15 protein-coding genes are annotated in these 21,771 nt (G+C 38.4%); 8 read left to right on the forward strand and 7 right to left on the reverse strand.

The annotated features are described in order from the left end of the window. Positions 1–47 precede the first annotated feature (47 nt). The 4 genes from PZ892_RS14980 (at position 48) to PZ892_RS14995 (ending at position 3,191) form a co-directional block, all read left to right on the forward strand. Positions 48–521: a ribonuclease H-like YkuK family protein gene (locus PZ892_RS14980; protein WP_277711458.1), complete on the forward strand. Its 474-nt coding sequence runs from the start codon at positions 48–50 to the stop codon at positions 519–521. Between the two features lie 229 nt (positions 522–750). Next, the gene (locus PZ892_RS14985; protein ID WP_277711459.1) at positions 751–2,034 is read left to right on the forward strand and encodes an erythromycin esterase family protein; all 1,284 of its coding nucleotides are present in this window, start codon (positions 751–753) and stop codon (positions 2,032–2,034) included. An 8-nt stretch (positions 2,035–2,042) separates the two neighbouring features. Further along, positions 2,043–2,645 carry a nicotinamide riboside transporter PnuC gene (gene pnuC, locus PZ892_RS14990; protein ID WP_277711460.1) on the forward strand — a complete coding sequence of 201 codons (603 nt, stop codon included), beginning with the start codon at positions 2,043–2,045 and terminating at the stop codon, positions 2,643–2,645. Between the two features lie 12 nt (positions 2,646–2,657). Further along, complete coding sequence (locus PZ892_RS14995; protein ID WP_094257932.1) at positions 2,658–3,191, forward strand: ATP-binding protein; 534 nt, start codon at positions 2,658–2,660, stop codon at positions 3,189–3,191. A 137-nt stretch (positions 3,192–3,328) separates the two neighbouring features. Here the strand turns inward: PZ892_RS14995 and ahcY are convergent, their stop codons facing one another. Then, positions 3,329–4,645 (reverse strand): adenosylhomocysteinase, encoded by a 1,317-nt coding sequence (gene ahcY, locus PZ892_RS15000; RefSeq protein WP_094257933.1) that lies wholly within the window; start codon positions 4,643–4,645, stop codon positions 3,329–3,331. A 162-nt stretch (positions 4,646–4,807) separates the two neighbouring features. Between ahcY and PZ892_RS15005 the strand changes: the two genes are divergently transcribed. Both PZ892_RS15005 and PZ892_RS15010 read left to right on the forward strand, forming a co-directional pair. Continuing rightward, the gene (locus tag PZ892_RS15005) at positions 4,808–5,218 is read left to right on the forward strand and encodes a BrxA/BrxB family bacilliredoxin (protein ID WP_094257934.1); all 411 of its coding nucleotides are present in this window, start codon (positions 4,808–4,810) and stop codon (positions 5,216–5,218) included. 123 nt (positions 5,219–5,341) lie between these two features. After that, a complete protein-coding gene (locus tag PZ892_RS15010) occupies positions 5,342–6,988 on the forward strand; it encodes an amidohydrolase (RefSeq protein ID WP_220476809.1) in 1,647 nt (548 codons plus the stop codon). A 12-nt stretch (positions 6,989–7,000) separates the two neighbouring features. Here the strand turns inward: PZ892_RS15010 and PZ892_RS15015 are convergent, their stop codons facing one another. Together PZ892_RS15015 and lipA are read right to left on the reverse strand one after the other, a co-directional pair. Then, positions 7,001–7,879, reverse strand: coding sequence for a hypothetical protein (locus PZ892_RS15015; protein WP_094257935.1), 879 nt, complete (start codon positions 7,877–7,879; stop codon positions 7,001–7,003). Positions 7,880–7,955: 76 nt separating this feature from the next. After that, positions 7,956–8,837 (reverse strand): lipoyl synthase, encoded by an 882-nt coding sequence (gene lipA / locus PZ892_RS15020; protein WP_094257936.1) that lies wholly within the window; start codon positions 8,835–8,837, stop codon positions 7,956–7,958. 143 nt (positions 8,838–8,980) lie between these two features. Between lipA and PZ892_RS15025 the strand changes: the two genes are divergently transcribed. Together PZ892_RS15025 and carB are read left to right on the forward strand one after the other, a co-directional pair. Beyond that, complete coding sequence (locus PZ892_RS15025) at positions 8,981–11,233, forward strand: family 20 glycosylhydrolase (RefSeq protein ID WP_094257937.1); 2,253 nt, start codon at positions 8,981–8,983, stop codon at positions 11,231–11,233. Positions 11,234–11,507: 274 nt separating this feature from the next. Next, complete coding sequence (gene carB / locus PZ892_RS15030) at positions 11,508–14,327, forward strand: carbamoyl-phosphate synthase large subunit (protein ID WP_094257938.1); 2,820 nt, start codon at positions 11,508–11,510, stop codon at positions 14,325–14,327. Positions 14,328–14,479: 152 nt separating this feature from the next. On the opposite strand, the gene PZ892_RS15035 is transcribed toward carB, so the two are convergent. The 4 genes from PZ892_RS15035 to PZ892_RS15050 form a co-directional block, all read right to left on the reverse strand. Continuing rightward, positions 14,480–15,559 (reverse strand): formylglycine-generating enzyme family protein, encoded by a 1,080-nt coding sequence (locus PZ892_RS15035; protein ID WP_094257939.1) that lies wholly within the window; start codon positions 15,557–15,559, stop codon positions 14,480–14,482. Positions 15,560–15,693: 134 nt separating this feature from the next. After that, positions 15,694–17,103, reverse strand: coding sequence for a Gfo/Idh/MocA family oxidoreductase (locus tag PZ892_RS15040; protein ID WP_094257940.1), 1,410 nt, complete (start codon positions 17,101–17,103; stop codon positions 15,694–15,696). Positions 17,104–17,368: 265 nt separating this feature from the next. After that, complete coding sequence (locus PZ892_RS15045; protein ID WP_094257956.1) at positions 17,369–18,673, reverse strand: TolC family protein; 1,305 nt, start codon at positions 18,671–18,673, stop codon at positions 17,369–17,371. Between the two features lies 1 nt (position 18,674). After that, entirely contained in the window at positions 18,675–21,770 is a 3,096-nt protein-coding gene (locus tag PZ892_RS15050) for an efflux RND transporter permease subunit (protein ID WP_094280921.1), read from the reverse strand. Position 21,771 lies beyond the last annotated feature (1 nt).

The raw sequence follows: 21,771 nt of genomic DNA on the forward strand, positions 1-21,771 counted from the left end.
GATAATGAAACACATATCCGTAAATTTAATAAACAAATTTTCATACTATGGAATGGCAAAAATACAACGGAGAGATAATAAAACTTCCTTTATGGTCTGCAGTTGAGGAGACCATCATCAAGGAGAAGAACGCAGGTAACAAACTTAAAGTCTACATTGGTACAGATTCTCAAGTAAAACGTGGAACTGTCGAGTTTGCAACCGTAGTGGTCTTCCTCAGGGAACACCGCAGTGGATTCATGTTTATCCATAAGGATAGAAAAAACCACAACATGACCATCAAAGAAAGAATGCTTTTAGAAGTTCAGCATTCCATCGAAACAGCTTATGAACTTTGCCCCTTGTTAGATCAATATCAAATCGATCTAGAAGTCCATGCCGACATCAATACAAACCCTAATTTTCAATCCAATACTGCACTTAAGGAAGCCATGGGCTATATCCTAGGTATGGGTTTTATTTTTAAGGCTAAACCCGAATCTTTTGCTAGTACAAATTGCGCCAATAAACTGGTTCAATAAGTCCTACAAAAGTTCTATTTCCCTTTAAATACCATCTTTAGTTAACCCCAAAAACTGAAGGTTGTAAAACTCACTCTCTCATTTAGGATCTAATTCCTTAGGTCTCTAAAAATCTTCTCCCCTAATTTATCCATATTCTACATTCAATTATTTAATTTATTCAACCTCCTTTTTATCTCCTTGCTAATTTTTTAGTAAATTCATTAAAACCAATCGTATTGAACCAATTATGAAGATATATTTGATTCTAACCTCTCTCTTAATTTGCTCTGGTCTGTTTGCTCAAAACAAAGAAGAACTTTCTAAGATAAAATCTTTAAAATCTGAAATCATTCCTTTGAACCTTAATGAGAATTCTGAGTTCATTCAAAACAAGAAAAAACTAAAGCAGTACATAGCTGATGCAAGTATTGTCCTACTCGGTGAGGAATCCCATGGTGATGGCACTGCCTTTAAGACGAAATCTGAATTGGTCAAGTTTCTTCATCAAGAGCTAGGTTTTAATGTTATTGCATTTGAAAGTAGCATGTACTTAGCGGAGAAATCATTTCAAAATATCCAAAATAAGGAAGATGCAAAGCTGGAACTGAGACGTTCGATTACTCCTTTATGGGGATGGGCAGTTGAAGTTCAACCATTGATCAACTATATAGATGAGCAAAAACAATCTACCCATCCGCTAATTGTATCAGGTTTTGATCATCAAGAAATCTCCCAAACAGATCGAGAGACTTTTCCATTTGAATTATACAACAGCATGGAGAAAGAGAACATTAATTTTAAAGACCAAGAGGAACAAAATGCTTTTTTCAAATTTTATGCTCTTTTATCTAGCCAATTCTATGGAAGGAATGAAAACCTAACTCTTGATTCCTTAAACTACTTTTTGTCTACATTTAACAATGCCGGTGCAAGAATCCTTGCTGATCTGGAAAAGTTGGAAGGAAAGGATATGGAACTGCTTACACAAAGTATGAGGAACAAACTAGCTGTTGCGACGAATGCGGTATATAGAAAAGTTAATGATTCCCGATTCAATGAATATACTCGTGATTCCGTTATGGCCGAAAATATTATCTGGCTAAAAGAAAAAAGATACCCGAATCAAAAAATAATCATTTGGGCAGCAAATTTACATAATGCAAGAAATGCAGGTTCTCCATATAAAACCACAATGGGTGATTATATTTACAGAAAATATAAAGATGAGCTATATTCCATAGGTTTTGTCGCCAACAAAGGTGAAATGGGCACCGTTCAGATGCAAAATAGCAGGCCCATAGAACCGGCAAAGGAAAATACATTGGAATACCTTTTCTCCAAAACAGAGGTGCCAAATTTCTTCCTGGATTTCAAATCTTTTAAGAAAACAAAAAAAGGAAAATGGCTCAATAATAATTTAGACATGCGTCCATTTGGTTATATGGAGCAAAATAAAAACTGGACTGATATCTTTGATGCAGTCATATTTAATAATGAGATGGGAAGAGTAAATTTATTTAAAGTCAAGTAGGTCAAAGGATGCAGGAATATCTTCAGGAATTATATCAACAATTTCTTCTTACTTCAGGCCTTGAGTGGCTAGCTACCATTACAGGCTTCTTATGTGTTTATCTAGCGGCTAAACAGAATATCTGGAACTGGCCAATCAGTATTATTTCGGTCCTCACCTATCTGTATATTTTCTACCACAATAAACTTTACGGTGACTCTATTCTACAGATTTATTTCTTGAGTACAGCCATTTACGGTTGGTATTATTGGAATAAAAGAGCTCATTCGGATGAAAAACCAATCAGCTCATTTAAGACGAAAGAAATGTTGATCACCATTTTGGCAATCGCAGTACTGGCAGGCATAATTGGATTATTATTGGATAGATTTACTGATACCGATGTTCCTTATGCTGATGGTTTCTGTACCGCAACAAGTTTTGTTGCCCAGTTTTTAATGACGCGAAAGGTATTACAAAACTGGTTATTATGGGTCTTTGTCGACATATGCTATATCCCACTTTACTTACATAAAAACCTTATTCTAACAGCAGTACTGTACTTGGCCTTGGCAATAATTGCCTGGAATGGATACCGAGATTGGAAAAAAACCTATCAAAAATTTCAGTAATATTGCCAATCTATGGAAAAGGAAAGTGGTAAGTTGCTTAAAGTTGCTGTAGTTGGACCTGAATCAACGGGTAAATCAACCATGGCAAACTATTTAGCAAAAGAATTAGGAACAGTTTGTGTTCCTGAATACGCTCGATTTTATTGTAAAAACTTAAACAATCAATATACCTTGCAGGACGAAGTCAATATGTACTACGGACAGATTGCTTTGGAGGAAGCATTAACACCTACTGCGAAGAATGGAGTTTTAATTTGTGATACAACCATACTGACCGTAAAAATATGGTCTGACCATTTGTTCGGACATACCCCAAATGAAGTAACTGAGGACATTAAAACGAGGAAATATGACCTCTATTTACTGATGGACATTGACCTTCCATGGGAGGATGATCCTTTACGAGATTTCCCAACCGAAAGAACCCATTTTATGCAAGTCTGGAAAGATGAATTAGCCAACCTAAAGGCGAATTATGAAGTCATCTCCGGACTGGATCAACAACGACTACATAACGGTCTTCAAGCCGTAAAAAAATATCTATAATAAGAAAGCCGAGAAAAATTTCTCGGCTTTCTTATTTATATTTTCAGCATTCAGCAAGGTATAAAGTCTAATAGCCATAGGTCTAAATACTAAATACTCTCTACTAAATACTAAATACTCTCTACTAAATACTACTATTAGTAACGGTAAGCTTCTGGCTTATAAGGACCTTCCACTGTCACACCGATATATTCAGCTTGCTCCGGAGTCAATTCATCCAATTCCACACCGATATGTGCAAGGTGTAAGCGAGCAACCTTCTCATCCAAATGCTTAGGTAGAGTGTAAACTTCTTTCTTGTACTGATCAGTATTTGTCCAAAGTTCCAATTGCGCTAAAGTTTGGTTTGTAAATGAATTCGACATTACAAATGATGGGTGACCAGTAGCACATCCTAAGTTTACTAAACGACCTTCAGCTAATAAAATGATATCCTTACCATCGATAGTGTATTTATCAACCTGCGGTTTAATTTCAACTTTAGAATCACCGTAGTTTCCATTTAACCAAGCAACATCGATTTCATTATCGAAGTGACCGATATTACAAACCACCGTTTTATCTTTCATCGCTTTGAAATGTTCAGGGCGGATGATATCTTTATTACCTGTAGTTGTTACTACAATGTTTGCTTCTTTAATAGCATCAGACATTTTCTTAACCTCATATCCTTCCATTGCAGCTTGCAATGCACAGATAGGATCAATTTCTGTAACAAGAACACGAACACCAGCAGAACGCAATGACTCTGCAGATCCTTTACCTACATCTCCGTAACCTGCAACAACTGCTACTTTACCTGCTAACATTAAATCAGTAGCACGACGAATAGCATCTACCAAAGATTCACGACATCCGTATTTATTATCAAATTTTGACTTTGTAACAGAGTCATTCACATTGATTGCTGGTAAATGTAGTGTTCCATTCTTCATACGCTCGTATAAACGGTGAACACCTGTTGTAGTTTCTTCGGAAAGACCTTTGATTCCATCAATTAATTCAGGGAATTGGTCAAACACCATATTTGTTAAATCACCACCATCATCCAAGATCATGTTTAATGGCTGACGATCTTCACCAAAAAATAAAGTTTGTTCTATACACCAGTTAAACTCTTCCTCATTCATACCTTTCCAAGCATAAACTGGGATTCCTGCAGCAGCAATTGCAGCAGCAGCATGATCCTGAGTCGAGAAGATATTACATGAAGACCAAGATACATCAGCACCAAGCTCTACAAGAGTTTCAATCAATACCGCAGTTTGAATGGTCATGTGTAAACATCCTGCAATACGTGCTCCTTTTAAAGGTTTTGTAGCTCCAAATTCAGCGCGTAAGGACATTAAACCTGGCATTTCAGCCTCCGCTAATTCTATTTCTTTACGACCCCACTCAGCTAAAGAAATATCTTTCACTTTGTATGGAACGTAAGTAGTTTCTAATGATGACATAGTTTTCCTTTTTGTTTTTTCGAAGCACAAAATTACTTGATAGTCAAATCAATTCAAAACATTGTGACATTATTCGGCATAAATTGACATTTTCTTGAGGATATCATCTTGACTATCGCCTCTTTTAAAAGTATATTTGCATAAATCATTAAGAATAAAACTATGTATCCAGAATATTTAGTAGCTCCAATGCGTCAAGAACTAGTTGATGCTGGATTTCAAGAACTTAAATCCGCAGCTGAAGTGGATTCTGCAATTCCTTCTGAAGGAACTGTATTTGTGGTAGTAAACTCTGTATGTGGCTGTGCGGCTGCAAATGCTCGCCCTGCTGCCAAATTCGCAGTGAAAAATGAAAAACATCCTGACAAATTAGTTACTGTTTTTGCCGGAATGGAAAAAGATGCAGTAGATAAAGCTCGTCAGTATATGTTGCCTTACCCTCCATCTTCGCCTGCAATGGCCCTATTCAAAGATGGTAAATTGGTTCACATGATAGAAAGACATATGATTGAAGGCAGACCTGCTCAAATGATCGCGGACAACCTAGTTGCTGCTTTCGACGAGTACTGCTAACATTCATTATATTTTGATTTTTGAATATCGAAAAAGCTTCTTTTATCCGTAAAAGAAGCTTTTTCATTTCAAGCCTTTTTCGGCTTTTTCTTAGTACATTTGTTTTTGTATCATCCTAACAATATGATGAATATTAAAACAAACCTGATATTTCTATTTTTTATTAGCTTATTCTTTAGCTGCACCACCAACAAACAGATAGACCTAATCGTTTACAACGCTAAAGTTTATACCGTGGACTCCTTGTTCTCAACAGTGGAAGCATTTGCTGTGAATAATGGTGTCATCGTTGAAACCGGCGAATCCCAAAGCCTATTGAATAAGTATGATGCTAAAGAAAAAATCGATGTACAAGGTAAATTCATCTATCCAGGATTTTACGACGCTCATGCTCATTTCTTTATGCTTGCCGAAGCAATGGATGAAGTCAATTTAGTCGGCTCAAAATCGTATGAGGAGGTTATCCAACGCCTAAAGACTTATGTTGAAGCGAACCCCAATAAGAAATGGATAGTTGGTAATGGCTGGGACCAAAACCTTTGGGAAGACAAAAATTTCCCTACCCGTGATTCATTAGACAAGTACTTCCCCAATATTCCCATTTATTTAACGAGAGTAGATTATCATGCCGCTCTAGCCAATGGCAAAGCACTTGAAAAAGCAGCCTTGGATAGTGCTTACTTTGTTGAAGGAGGCGTAATTTCTGTGAATAAAGAAGGATTGCCTGATGGTATTCTAATTGATAATGCCATGGGATTAGTGCAGAGCCATATCCCAAAAGAACAGAACTCGGCATTATTAAAAATTCTAAGAAGAGCACAGGATTCTCTATTATCGGTGGGCTTGACCAGCATTGTCGATGCAGGACTGAATAAAGACCAGATTGAATCATTGAAAATCTTTTATAATGAAGACTCATTGGCTATCCGCGATTATGCCATGGTGATGGCAACTGACGAAAGCATTAAAGAATACCTTCGTTCAGGAACTTTTGAATCTGACAGATTAACCGTTCGTTCTTTTAAATTAATGGCAGACGGTGCTTTGGGTTCTCGTGGTGCTTGTCTCTTACATCCTTACCATGATGCCCCAACCAGTGGATTTTTATTAAAAAGCCCTGAGGAATTCGATAAGACCATTAAAAAATTAGCCAACAGCAATTTCCAGGTGAACACCCATGCTATTGGTGACTCAGCCAACCGAATAATTCTGGATACCTATGGAAAATATTTAAAAGATGGCAAGAATCGTCGCTGGCGGATTGAACATGCGCAAATCATTGCCCCTAATGACTTCGCTAAATTCAAAGACTTTCAGATTATTCCTTCCGTTCAACCTACACATGCTACCTCAGATATGTACTGGGCAGAAGATCGGATCGGACCGGAAAGAATCAAAGGTGCCTATGCTTACAAAAAACTATTGGAAGAATATGGTTTACTGGCACTTGGAAGTGATTTCCCCGTGGAACATTATAATCCGCTTTATGGGTTTCATGCCGCTGTGGCAAGGGTAGACAAAGTCGGATTCCCTAAAGGTGGCTTCCAAATGGAAAATGCTATCTCCAGAGAACAAGCCCTGAAAGGAATGACCATTTGGGCAGCATATTCCTGCTTCCAGGAAAAGAAACGTGGTAGCATTGAAAAAGGAAAAGATGCCGATTTCGTTATTCTCGAAGATGATATTATGACCGCAGAAAATGAAAAATTGCGCGATATCAAAACCCTGAGAACCGTTATTGCTGGTCAAACAGAATACTTGCGAAAATAAATCCTATAGCACTTAATATTGGATGGGTCTGAAATAGGTCAATAATCCTGCTGCCAGCAGCAACATTGGAATTCCAAAGATGACCTGCAAAAATAGAAAATACTGCAACGAATGGATTGCTAAAAGATCCCGGTCTACATCCTGCCCTTTATAAACAGTACTGAAACCAGATTTAAAATAGGAATGCGCTTGTGCCATTTGAATAAGTACATTGTATTCTTGACCTCTGGGAAAGGCTTCTAAATATTTAAACGCTCGAACATCCATCCTTTTAAAATGAATTAGCGTATTATTTGCAAATTCATCATCCAAATGATTATTCAGCTCCTCCCTACTGAATACTTTATGATAATCAAAAGCTAACCAAGCTTTCGCATGCGACCTATAGGGATCTGCACTAGCAAAGATTGGGACAATAAATAAAATACTCACCTTATACTTCCCAAAGCTGAATATATTGGGTTCACTAATGGTCCGCAATGGAATTACTTGCAAGCGATCCACATACCAATCATCTAATTCTAAAAAAATTGAACTCTTATGGGGCTTGACTTGATTGACACTATTCAGCCTAATGACACTTCCAAAATTATAACGTATTGATTTGGATAAGGGAGGAAATAAGATGGCTGTAAGCACAGGAAGGATGATCAGACAAACAATCAGTGGAGCATAGTTTATCTCGGATATATCAGAATAGAATCTTTCGAATAATGGCTTGCGGATCAGAAGGACCGCAGCAATACTAGTAATGACTGGTATGACCCAAGCTAACCACTCGGGAGGATTTATATTCCAACTGGAAATGATGAGGTAGTAAAATAAGCTGCAAACTAGAAGCAGAATAAGCTCTAAAATAAATAATGGAAAAAAAATCCTTTTGAAAAACATAATTCTTCACCTCTAGTTTCAACCTAAAAATAATGTATTTCAAAAAAAAATCCTTAGAAATTCTAAGGATTTAATTTTATTGCATATCGAATAAATGTTTTTCTGCATGGTAAGAGGATCTTACCAATGGTCCAGATTCAACATATTTGAATCCCATTTTTAAACCAATTTCTTTATATTTTTCAAATTGCTCAGGAGTAACCCAATCAATTACCGGGTGATGCGCTTTGGTTGGTTGTAAATACTGACCAATGGTTAATATATCAACACCTACATTGAATAAGTCTTGCATTGTTTCAATTACATCCTCTTCTGTCTCTCCCAATCCAAGCATAATCCCTGACTTAGTACGCAATCCAGCTTCTGAAATTCTTCTTAAACATTCCAATGAACGATCATACTTCGCTTGAATACGAACTTCACGTGTCAACCTCCTCACTGTTTCAATATTATGCGAAACAACCTCCGGACGAACCGCTAATACACGATCTAAATTCTCCCATTGTCCTTTGAAATCAGGAATTAAAGTTTCCAAAGTAGTTTCTGGACTCTCTCTGCGGATCGCTAAAATAGTTTCAGCCCAAATCTGCGAACCTCCATCTTTCTGATCATCACGGTCAACAGAGGTAATCACACAGTGTTTAACCTGCATCAACTTCACTGAATTCGCTACACGGTTTGGCTCATCCAGGTCTACCGGCAATGGGCGACCCGTCGCAACTGCACAAAATGAGCATGAACGCGTACAGATATTTCCTAGGATCATAAAGGTCGCAGTACCTGCTCCCCAACACTCTCCCATATTTGGACAATTACCACTCTCACAAATGGTATGCAACTTATGTTCATCAACCAAACTCCTAACATGTCGGTATTCTTTTCCAACTGGTAGCTTCACGCGTAACCAGTCTGGTTTGCGCTGAGTTTGATTTACTGGAATTACAGGAAGTTCAATCATGCTACAAAGTTAATCATATTTACATTATTTCTTAGAAATGAATGTTAGGATAATCTCATAAAAACTATGACTGTAATTTATTGTTATTTAAATAATATTTTTTTAAGGATATTTGTTTTTAAATCAAACCCTTATTCCCCAATATGGTTAATCATCTGCAAAAACTCTTGGTACTCCTTTGTTTTTTTCCCCTCTTGACACAAGCGCAAGACAAGGAAATAGCAATCATACCTCGCCCTTCAAAAGTCATCAGCCATGAAGGCGAATTAATTCTAAACCAAAAATTCGACCTTTTCTACACTGAAGATTTTTCACAAATACTCCCACTATTAAACGAAATCCCAGGTTTACAAGTCGGAAATTCTGAATTGGTCAAAAAAGTTAAAAAACAAAACCAGATAGGTGTCCGATTATTTAAGGCAACTGAGTTCGATCGTGTGGACCCCAATGGCTATCTTATCGAAATCGATGATAAAGGAATTTTATTAAAAGCGCATACACCACAGGCCATGATCCCTGGAATCTATAGCTTGGTTCAATTGGCTTACCTGAATAATTCAAATGCACTGCCCTATGTCCGAATCGAGGATAAAGCCCGATTCCAATACCGCGGTATGCATTTGGATGTCTCCAGAAACTTTATGCCCTTTTCATTTCTCAAAAAATATATTGATTTGTTGGCACTATATAAGTTCAATTACTTTCATTGGCATCTGACGGATGGAGCTGGTTGGCGATTAGAGATTAAACAATATCCTGAACTAACGAAAAAGGCGGCTTGGAGAACCCATACTTTATGGAAAGACTGGTGGAATAATGGGCGACAATATGTTGATGAAGGAACTCCAAATGCTAGCGGTGGTTATTATACGCAGGATCAGGCAAGGGAATTAGTGGCCTATGCTGCGCAACGCGGAATTACCATTATCCCTGAAATTGAGATGCCAGGACACTCCGAAGAGGTATTGGCGGTATTCCCTGAATTATCATGTACCGGAAAACCATACACTCAAGGTGAATTTTGTTTAGGCAATGAAGATACCTACAAATTCCTAAAGAATGTTTTGGATGAGGTATTGACTATTTTCCCTTCTCAATATATCCATATTGGTGGGGATGAAGCGGATAAATCACATTGGAAAAATTGCCCTAAATGTCAAGCATTGATGGAAAGGGACAGTTTAAAATCTGAGGATGAACTGCAGGCCTATGCCATCAAACAAATGGATGAGTATCTGCAGTCCAAAGGCAGAAAGTTAATTGGATGGGATGAAATATTGGAAGGTGGATTAAGTCCAGGTGCGACGGTGATGAGCTGGAGAGGCGAAGAAGGCGGAATTAAATCAGCAAATGCTGGCCATGATGTAATTATGACTCCAGGGGCTTATCTTTATTTTGACGGCTATCAGACTGACCCTAGAACCCAACCTGAAGCACTCGGTGGATTTTTGCCATTGGAAAAAGTATATAGCTATAATCCTATCCCAGAAGGCATCCAAGAAGATAAAAAGAAACATATCCTAGGAGCACAAGCAAACTTATGGACCGAGCATATCCCGACTTATCAACATGTGGAATATATGGCTTTCCCAAGGGCATTAGCACTTTCGGAAGTCGTTTGGACCGATCAAGAAAGTAAATCATGGAAGGATTTTCAAAAAAGACTTCAACAACATTATAAAATTCTGCAAAAAATGGAAGTGAATTATTATCGTCCTTCCTATAATGTTATCAGTAAAGTCAATTTTGATTCTACAAATGTGAAAAATACCGTGGTTCTAACTTCAGAACAGTACGAACCTAATATTCGCTATACCATTGATGGATCTGACCCGAATAGAACCTCTACGATATATAATTTGCCTGTTGAATTATCCAAATCGGCCGTTATTAAAGCTGCTTCATTCTTGGATTCCGCTAGGGTAAGCCCTGTTGAAACCATTGAACTGGATATCCATAAAGCCATTGGCAAAGAAGTCATTTATAAAACAGAATGGGAAGGTTATCCTGCTCAAGGAAATAGAACCTTGACCAACGGAATCAAAGGAACCTTAACCTACCAAGATGGACAATGGCAAGGCTTTACGAAGGGAGTAGATGTAATTGTGGATTTTGAACGTCGCGAGGAAATAAAATCTGTTGCCTTAGACTTTATGCAAATCCCAGCACCAGGAGTCTATTTCCCTGGTGAATTTACCGTTCTGGTATCTGACAATGGAAAAAGTTATCGGGAATTAGGAACAGTTAAAAACCAAGTCAGTACGACTGACCCTGCATTAAAGTTCCAAAAATTTGAAATCAAGCTGGACAAACCGGTTATGGCGAGGTATGTTCAAATAAAGGCAACCAACCCCATGAAAGGGTATTTATTTGCTGACGAGATTGTAATATATTAACAATGAAGGGAATTCAAATTATCGAGTTCCCTTTTTTATTAAACAGAAAACCTCTTGAAGCGTCCTGATGTTAATGGGATGGAAGGTTTGAAGAATATTTAATTAGGGTACAAAGTTGTCACTAATTTTTCAATGAAATAATTCGTTCATTTATAAAATAAAAATGTAACTTTGCACTCCGACAAAGCAGTCGGAATATCACCTCCCATTAAGGCAACTTCTGTCTGCAACAGTCCACTTAATTATTTGTATTTAACAATTGAAATAAAAAATAATGCCTAGAAACACCTCCATCAATTCGGTATTAATCATTGGATCTGGACCTATTGTTATTGGACAAGCCTGTGAATTTGACTATTCAGGATCACAAGCCGCATTGTCTCTAAAAGAAGAAGGAATTTCAGTATCCATCATTAATTCAAACCCAGCTACAATCATGACCGATAGTGTTGTAGCAGATCACGTGTATTTACTTCCATTGACTTGCGAAAGCATTGAACAGATTTTACAAGAACGTCAAATCGATGCTGTCCTTCCAACAATGGGTGGTCAAACAGCTTTAAACCTTTGTATTGAAGCTTCTAACCGTGGTATTTGGGACAAATACAATGTTAAAGTGATAGGAGTTGATGTAGCTGCTATCGAAAAAACAGAAAACCGTGAAGAGTTCCGTCAATTAATGATTGATATCGGTGTTGGAGTAGCTAACTCCAAAATCGCAAACTCCTTCTTAGAAGGTAAAGAGGCAGCTCAGTTAATCGGATTCCCATTAGTAATTCGTCCTTCTTATACATTAGCAGGAACCGGAGGTGGTTTTGTGCATAAAAAAGAAGAATTCGATGCGGCATTAAACAGAGGTTTACATGCATCCCCTACTCACGAAGTATTGGTTGAACAAGCAGTATTGGGTTGGAAAGAATTTGAATTAGAATTATTACGTGATACCAATGACAACGTAATTATCATCTGTACCATTGAGAACTTTGACCCAATGGGTATTCATACGGGTGACTCGATTACAGTTGCTCCAGGAATGACGCTTTCTGATAAATGTTATCAAGACATGCGTAATCAAGCGATTAAAATGATGCGCTCTATCGGTAACTTTGCAGGTGGTTGTAATGTTCAGTTCTCTGTTAACCCAGAAAACGAAGAAATTATCGCTATCGAGATCAACCCTCGTGTATCTCGTTCATCTGCTTTAGCATCTAAAGCTACAGGTTACCCAATTGCAAAAATCGCTGCGAAATTAGCAATCGGATACAACCTTGATGAATTACAAAATCAAATCACTAAAAATACTTCTGCATACTTTGAACCTACTTTAGACTATGTCATCGTTAAAGTTCCACGCTTTAACTTTGATAAATTCAAAGGTGCAAATAAAGAATTAGGCTTACAGATGAAAGCTGTAGGTGAAGTAATGGCAATCGGCCGTACTTTCATCGAAGCACTTCAGAAAGCAGCTCAATCATTAGAAACTGGCCGCGCTGGTCTTGGTGCAGATGGCCGTCAATCTAGAAACTTAGAGGAAATCATGCACAGCTTGGAGCATCCAAGTGCTGATCGTCTTTTCCATATCAAAGATGCTTTTGAATTAGGCGTTCCTTTGGAATCCATTCGTAAAGCAACCTTAATCGACAAATGGTTCTTAGTACAAATTCAAGAACTTGTTCAATTAGAAGGTGAATTACGCAGATACCAATTAAATAATATCCCTCGCGACTTCTTCATGACCTTGAAACAAAAAGGTTATTCTGATATTCAAATCGCTTGGTTATTGGGTAATACAACGGAAGATGAAGTTTATGCGCGTCGTAAAGAATTAGGCATCCGTCGTGTTTACAAGATGGTAGACACTTGTGCTGCTGAATTCCCTGCTCAAACTCCATACTACTACTCGACTTTCGAGGATGAAAACGAGTCCACAGCATCTGACCGCAAAAAAATTATCGTGCTAGGTTCAGGACCAAACCGTATCGGTCAAGGTATTGAATTTGACTACTCTTGTGTACACGGATTATTAGCAGCTAAAGAATGTGGCTACGAGGCTATCATGGTGAATTGTAACCCTGAAACGGTATCTACTGACTTTAACATGGCTGATAAACTTTACTTCGAGCCTGTATTCTGGGAACATGTTCGTGAAATCATCGAACTTGAAAAACCTGAAGGTGTAATCGTTCAGTTAGGTGGTCAAACTGCCCTAAAAATGGCAGAACGTTTAGAGGCTGAAGGTGTTAAAATTATCGGAACAAACTTCTCAAACATGGACTTAGCTGAAGACCGTGGAAGTTTCTCTGATTTATTGAAAGACCTAGATATTCCTTACCCTAAATATGGTGTTGCTACTTCAGCAGAAGAAGCTATCAAAGTAGCGAATGAAGTTGGATACCCTGTATTAGTTCGTCCTTCATATGTATTGGGTGGACAAGGAATGAGTATTGTGATCAACGATGAAGACTTGGAAAAAGCAGTAGTGAACCTATTGAAAAACCTTCCTGGAAATCATATCCTGATTGACCACTTCTTGGATAGAGCTGAAGAAGCAGAATCAGATTCAATCTGTGATGGCGAAGATGTTCACATCATCGGAATGATGGAGCATATTGAGCCTGCAGGTATCCACTCTGGTGACTCATCAGCAGTATTGCCTCCATTTAGCTTATCTGAGACTGTTCAGAAGAAAATGGAAGAATACACCATTAAATTGGCAAAAGCATTGAACGTAATTGGTCTATTGAACATCCAGTTCGCAATTAAAGATGAAAATGTATTTGTAATCGAGGCCAACCCTCGTGCTTCACGTACTGTGCCTTTCATCGCAAAAGCTTATGATGTTCCTTATATCAATATCGCTACTAAAGTGATGTTAGGTGAAAACAAATTGAAAGATTTCACCATCACACGTAAATTAAATGGTTATGCGATTAAAGAACCTGTATTCTCCTTCTCAAAATTCCCAGAAGTTGATAAACAATTAGGCCCTGAAATGAAATCTACTGGTGAAGCTATCCGCTTTATCAAAGACTTAAATGATCCTCACTTCAGAGAACTTTATAGCAAAAAATCTATGTTCTTAAATGCGCAGTAGTATTTAGTAGAGAGTATTTAGTATTTAGACCTATGGTTGATACTAAATACTAACATAAGTAAAAGGTCTGAGAATTAATTCTCAGACCTTTTTTTATCAGACCCCAAAGTCTAAATACTCTATACTAACTACTAAATACTAGATACTAGATACTAGACAGCATCTTTAACGCATCGAAATCCAACATTATTGGTTGGTGAGTTAATTTCACCTTTCCCGCGGCTACCCGCTTTATAGCGTTCGCAATATTCATCATTACATAAAAAGGATCCTCCACGTTGTACTCGCTTCACCGTACCTGGCTCTTGCGGATCATATGAATCGGCTGGTCCTTTCGGATTGTCCTTTGGACTCTGCTGATAATAATCAGGACGGTAATAATCTGAACACCATTCCCACACATTTCCTTCCATATCGTATAAACCATAGGCATTCGCAGGATATGATTTTACAGGTGCTGTAGTTTCAAAGCCATCCTCCATGCTATTCTTGGTCGGAAATTCTCCTTGGTAAATATTGGCTAACCATTTGCCATTCTCCAATTTCTCGGTTCCCCAATAATAGGTTTCAGACTGATGTTTCCCTGCCTTTGCTGCATATTCCCACTCTGCCTCCGTTGGTAAGCGCTTTCCTGCCCACTTCGCATAGGCTGCCGCATCTTCATAAGCCAACTGAGTCACAGGGTGATTCTCTTTCCCTTTTATGGAGCTATTAGGACCTTCAGGATGCCTCCAATTTGCGTCTGGGACATATTCCCACCATTGCAGGTGATTCTGTAATCCCTGAACTTGCTTTGGCGTAGTGAAGACTGCCGAACCAGGAACCAGCAATGCCGGGTCTGCACCAGGAAAGTCCTTCGGATCCAAAGGTCGTTCTGCAACCGTTACATATCCCGTAGCTTTTACAAAAGCCGCAAACTGCGCATTCGTAACTTCATGAACATCCATGTAAAAAGAATTCACCGTCACCTTGTGGATAGGTTGAGCATCTGGGAAACTATTGCTCCCCATCTCAAAACTCCCTCCTTCTATCTTGACCATTTCTGCCTTATCCTCCCCGATCTTATCCACGGATGTCGAATCCTTTTTTAAATTCGCAAAACGTGAAGGAATTGAAGAAGTATTACATACTGCCACAGAATCTGAAAAACCAACCTCTGTTTTAGGCTTGGAAGAAGATTGACAGGCTATAAGAAATAATAAGGTATAGGGAATATATTTGAAAACGTTCATGGTCTAGGGTTGTGATATCTCTTATTACAAAGATAACAGAGTAATTTAAAATTGAAAATCCATGCTACTCAGCTGCAGAAAAAATAAAAGCTGCCCCATGAAGGGCAGCTTTCTATGAAATTATTGGAATTTTATTATTTCACGTCTAATTGAACATCCTTAGCATTAACTTTTGGACGGATCTTCGTGTTACCACCACCATTCAAAGTCATATCATGAGGTTTGTTCGTTTTCCAGTTTCCTCTTGTAAAATCTGGAATATCAACAGTTCTACTGTTTTTAGATACAGATTCAACACTTAATGGAACAATTGCACTCCATACCGCGCCATCATAAACTGTTTGATCCAATGGTAAACCATTACGTAGACAGTCAATTAATCTCCAGTCCATCATAAAGTCCATACCACCATGACCACCTACTTCTTTAGCTTGCTCACCAATGAACTTAACTAAATCAGGGGTATATTGAGTATATAATTGCTTTAACTCTTCTGGTTTAATGAAACTGTGTCCAAATGCAATTCCTTCTTCTGGATATTTCTGAGCGAATCCTTTAGTACCACTTAATAAGTGAATACGTGAATAAGGACGCGGAGAAGTAACATCATGTTGTACCATCAAGGTTTTTCCTTTTTCAGTTTTGATCAAGGTAGTATCCATGTTTCCTCTGAAGCGCTTGCCAACAAACTCTTTGTAGAAGTCATCAGTAGCTGCTAACTCCCTAGCTTTATCAGCCATCATAAAATCGTTGGATTGCATCGCTACTAAGTGGTTCATTTTATCCCCACAGTTGATGTTCATACATTGAGCAATTGGGCCAATTCCGTGAGTTGGGTATAAGTTACCATTCATTTTAATGTTCTCACGTAATCTCCACATATTATCATATCCGTTCTTAGCGAAGTTCAAACTCAATAAATCGTGGATATATGCACCTTCAGCATGTACTAATTCGCCGAATAACCCTTGGCGAACCATATTCAAGGTTAACATTTCGAAGAAATCATAACAACAGTTCTCCAACATCATACAATGTTTTTTCGTTGCTTCTGATGTTTTAACAACTTCCCAGATTTCTGAAACTGTTAATCCCATTGGTACTTCTGTTGCTGCGTGAGCACCAGATTTCATTGCTTCAATGGCCATTGGAGCATGGTATTCCCAAGGTGTAGTTATATATACTAAGTCTAGTTCTTCATTTTTCAACATAGACTTCCAACCATCTTCACCTGAATAAGCTTTTGCTTCTTTCAATCCTTTTTTAGTAAGGATCGTTTGAGCCTTAGCAACACGGTCAGCATGTTTATCACATAATGCCACGATCTCTGCTCCTTCAATATAAGAAAGACGATCTACAGCACCTGGACCACGCATTCCTAATCCAATAACGGCAATTTTTACTTTATCTATTTTCGGCGCAGCAAATCCGGACATATTGATTGCAGAACTTGCAAACACTTCATTCTGCAAAGACGGTAATGTAATCGCAACACTCGATAACAATCCTGCCTTCTTTAAAAAATCTCTACGTGAGTTATTCATAGTATAAATTTATTACTTAACTAAGTTACAAAATCAAGGGGGACTTTGTCCCCCTATAAATCACCTATTTTAAAACAAACTAAACAGTCTAAATTCGATTTATCACAAATTATGGGAAGGAATAATTTGGTCAAGGGGCTTGATTATCAAACCACTAATACAATTATAATACGATTTTTGATAAAACAAAAACTATTTAAGAACGCAAACGTTTGTCCAATTTGCACAACCGTTTGTTTTATGTCAAAATATTGAGACAATAGGGTTATAAATTGATGTTTCCAATCATTTCCTTCAAAGCCAATTCAGATAATTTCGCCTGTAAACGCGATGAATTGAATCGAGAAACCGCATTGATAAAGTTTTCTTGGGCATCCCGAAACTCAACCGCCGATATCGTTCCGATCTTATATTTCTCTAAAGTGATATTTAAATTCTGACGTGCAATATCCGCGTTGTTCTCCTCCAAACGGGCTAACGAGAGATTCGTCTGGTAGGATTCATAAGCTGTAGACATCGCTGTCTTAATGAATAAGTTCTGCTGGTCTATCATAATTCCAGAATTCTCCAATTGTATTTTAGCCACACGTTCGTTCCGGCGTTGATTGAATCCATCAAAAAGGTTGATGGATGCAGTTATCCCATAATTCAAACCTCGGGAGTTGGAACTGGACACGAAGCCTAAACTAGATTCTGATTCTGAAAAATTATAGCCCGTATTCAATCGAACAACTGGATACCTATTCCCTTTTATTCGCTTGACCTCCAATTCTGCCATTCTTTTATTGATCGCAATAATTTGAAGATCTGGATTATATTCCTTGGCCTTGGATAACAAATCATCGTAAATTAAGGAGTCATCATACTCCACCTCCCTTTCAACATCAAACTCAATATTTAATTCTCGAGCCATTAAACTATTCAAGGAAATTTTCAAATTCTTAACTACATTGGCCTGTCTTAACCGACTCGATTCATCTTCATTTAAGTTCACCTGAACATTCAATACTTCCAATCTGGAAGCTTTCCCAATCATAAAGCGATTCTCAGCAGTGCGCAATCTCTCCATCGATATATTGATACTGGAATCAATGGCATTTAATAGATTCTGTTGTTCTACTATCGTATAGTAGGTGGATATAACATCCGAAACCTTCGCCAAGATTGTTTTCTTTAATTCAAATTCGCCTTGCTTCTGTAATTCCTTTAATTGCTCATACCTTGAAAACATGGCAAAACCGTCAAATATCGTCCAACCAATACTGACTCCATAACTCATATTATTATTCTTCGCATTGCTTAAGGATCTTTTATCCCCATTCGCTTGAACCTGCGAGGAATTCATCACACTATTGTTCTGCGTAAAATTTCCCGTCACATTCGGAAGCATTCCGGCATTCCCATAGGTCAAATTCTCTTTGGCAACCCGTAGATCGTTCTGTGATAATTTGATTTCAAAATTATTCTCAAGTGCAATCTGAACAGCATCTTTTGCCGTCAATAAGCCCTGTGCAAATAAATTTATCCCTGTGTACAGGATTAAAAAGCCTACTAAGACTAGTTTCTTCATTTTATTGTTCAATTTCTTCAAGCTTTTTTATTTCTTCCAATTCAGGATGAAGATTTTTCTTTCTTGACATCATCAGGTAGAAGGCAGGTATCACGAATAGTGTCAATATCAATGCGAAAATGGTTCCGCCTACAATTACAACCCCCATACCTATCCTACTTGTAGATGCCGCTCCTAAAGACAAGGCAATTGGTAATGCTCCTAAAGCAATTGCTAAGGAGGTCATTAAAATTGGTCTTAAACGTGCCTCCGAAGCCGTTACTACAGCATCATATTTGTTGTATCCCTCCTCTCGGAGCTGGTTGGCAAATTCCACAATCAAAATACCGTTCTTCGTCACTAAACCAATCAACATAATGGTACCAATCTGGGAAAAGATATTCCATGATTGTCCAAATAACCAGAGTGAGAACATCGCCCCGGCAACCGCCATCGGAACAGTAATGATAATAATAATCGGGTCGATGAAACTTTCGAATTGGGCCGCAAGGATCAAGAAGATCAGTAATACAGCTAATCCAAATGCAAACATGGTATTGGATCCACTCTCCACAAAGTCTCTGGACTCACCACCTAGGTCTGTGGTAAACGTATCATCCAAAACTCGTTCTTTAATAGCCTCCATCGCTGCAATCCCATCTCCCATACTTCTTCCCGGTGCTAAACCTGCAGATACTGTTGCCGCCATATACCGATTGTTATGAAACAATTGCGGCGGACTGCTGCGTTCTTCTATTTCTACAATATTGTCTAGTTGAATCAATTGCCCTTGACTATTCTTCACAAAGATCGAAGCTAAATCCATCGGTGTGGAACGATCCTTACGATCAAACTGACCCATCACCTGATATTGCTTTCCATTCATCATGAAATAACCGAATCGCTGTCCTGAAAGCGACATCTGCAAAGTTTGGGCAACATCCAGAACGGATACTCCCAAGGATTGTGCTTTTTCACGATCTATGCTTACATATACTTCTGGCTTATTGAATTTCAGATTCACGTCCGTAATGGAGAAGGTATTATCCTTCGCCAACTCATCCATGAATTCGGGAATCTTTTCTTCCAATTTCTGGAAATTTGGGGCCTGAATAATATATTGAATTGGCAATCCACCTCTTCTATTTACTGAAATCGTAGGTTGCTGAGAAACTGAAACCCGACCTTCCGAATATCCACTGGTTAATCTGGAAAGATCATCTGCAATTTCTTGCTGCGATCTCTCTCTTTCATCCGGTTGTACCAAACCCAATCGGACAAAACCTGAATTGGAAGATGCAGACCCAAATCCTGGTGAAGTGATCACCAAACTAACTTTCTTCTCTGGAACGGAATCATTGATTAACATGGTTAGATCAGTCATAAACCTATCCATATAATCATAGGACACCCCTTCCGGAGCTGTTGCTCTTAAACTGATATAACTACGATCGTCATAAGGCGCTGTCTCTTTTGGTAATAATTGATAGAAGAAATAGATCAAGGCAAAACATGCCAAAATGGTCACAAAACTTAACCACTTCACATTTAGAAAGCTTTTTAGGGAATCGGCATAACCTGAATTCATCATCTCAAAATAGCGCTCTGTGCGCATATAGAACTTAGACCTTTTCTGCTCCCCACCTTTCATTAAATAGGCATTTAACATTGGCGTCAAGGTCAAGGATACAAATGCAGAAATCAATACTGCTGCTCCAATGACGACTCCAAACTCTCGAAATAATCGACCAACGAATCCCTCCAAAAAAATAACAGGTAAGAATACTGCCGCCAAGGTTACGGAAATCGAGATTACCGCAAAGAAAATCTCATTGGAACCTTTAATCGCCGCCTGGATAGGTGGCATTCCTTCTTCTACCTTCTTGAAAATATTCTCCGTCACGACGATACCATCATCCACTACCAAGCCGGTTGCCAATACAATGGCTAAAAGCGTTAATACATTGATCGAGAATCCACATAAATACATGATAAAGAAGGTGGCAATCAATGAAACTGGAATATCAATCAATGGACGAAAGGCTATCGACCAGTTTCTAAAGAATAGGTAAATAATCAAAACGACCAATACAATCGCAATCAATAAAGTTTCCACAACCTCAAAGACAGCTTTTTTCACAAACATCGTATTATCAATGGCAATGTTTAATTCAAAACCATCTGGTAATTCGTTTTGTAAACGGTCATATTCTTTGTAAAACTGATTCGCAATATCTAAATAATTGGTTCCCGGTTGTGGAATAATCGCCAAACTCACCATCGGATATCCCGAATCTGACATCTTGGTTTCAAAATTCTCCGCCTCCAATGCTGCCTTTCCAACATCTGAAAACCTTACGATACGATTATTGTCAGAACGGATAATGATATTACTAAACTCTTCTTCTGTGGCTAGATTACCAATGGTTTTAATAGCTAACTCCGTATTTGCACCAGTCAGCTTTCCTGAAGGAAGTTCCACATTCTGCGTGGTTAATGCAGTCCGAACATCCAACACCGTCAACCCATAAGAGGCTAGTTTGACCGGATCTATCCATAAACGCATGGCATATTTCCGCTGCCCCCAGATTTGAACAGAACTTACTCCCGGAATGGTTTGTAACCGTTGTGCGATCACATTCTCTGCATAATCAGACAATTCCAACACATTCTTTGTAGCACTTTGCATGGTCATGGTCAGAATAGGCTCGGAATCAGCATCTGCTTTCGACACCACCGGTGGAGCATCAATATCTTGGGGTAAACTTCTTAAAGCCTGGGAGACTTTGTCCCGAACATCATTTGCAGCTTCTTCTAAGTTCTTACTCAGGTTAAATTCTATGGTAATATTACTGGATCCCTGATTGGATGAAGAGGAAATATTCCGAATGCCATCAATGGAGTTGATCGATTTCTCCAAGGGTTCAGTAATCTGCGATTCGATGATATCGGCATTTGCGCCTGCATAATTCGTTCGCACAGAAATCTGTGCCGGGTCGATAGAAGGATATTCTCGCACGCCCAAAAATGTATATCCTATGATTCCAAAGAGAATCAGGATAAGGTTCATGACGATCGTTAGAACCGGACGTTTAATACTTAGTGTTGATAAACTCATC

It is taken from the genome of Sphingobacterium sp. WM, from assembly GCF_029542465.1.
GTDB lineage: Bacteria > Bacteroidota > Bacteroidia > Sphingobacteriales > Sphingobacteriaceae > Sphingobacterium > Sphingobacterium cellulitidis.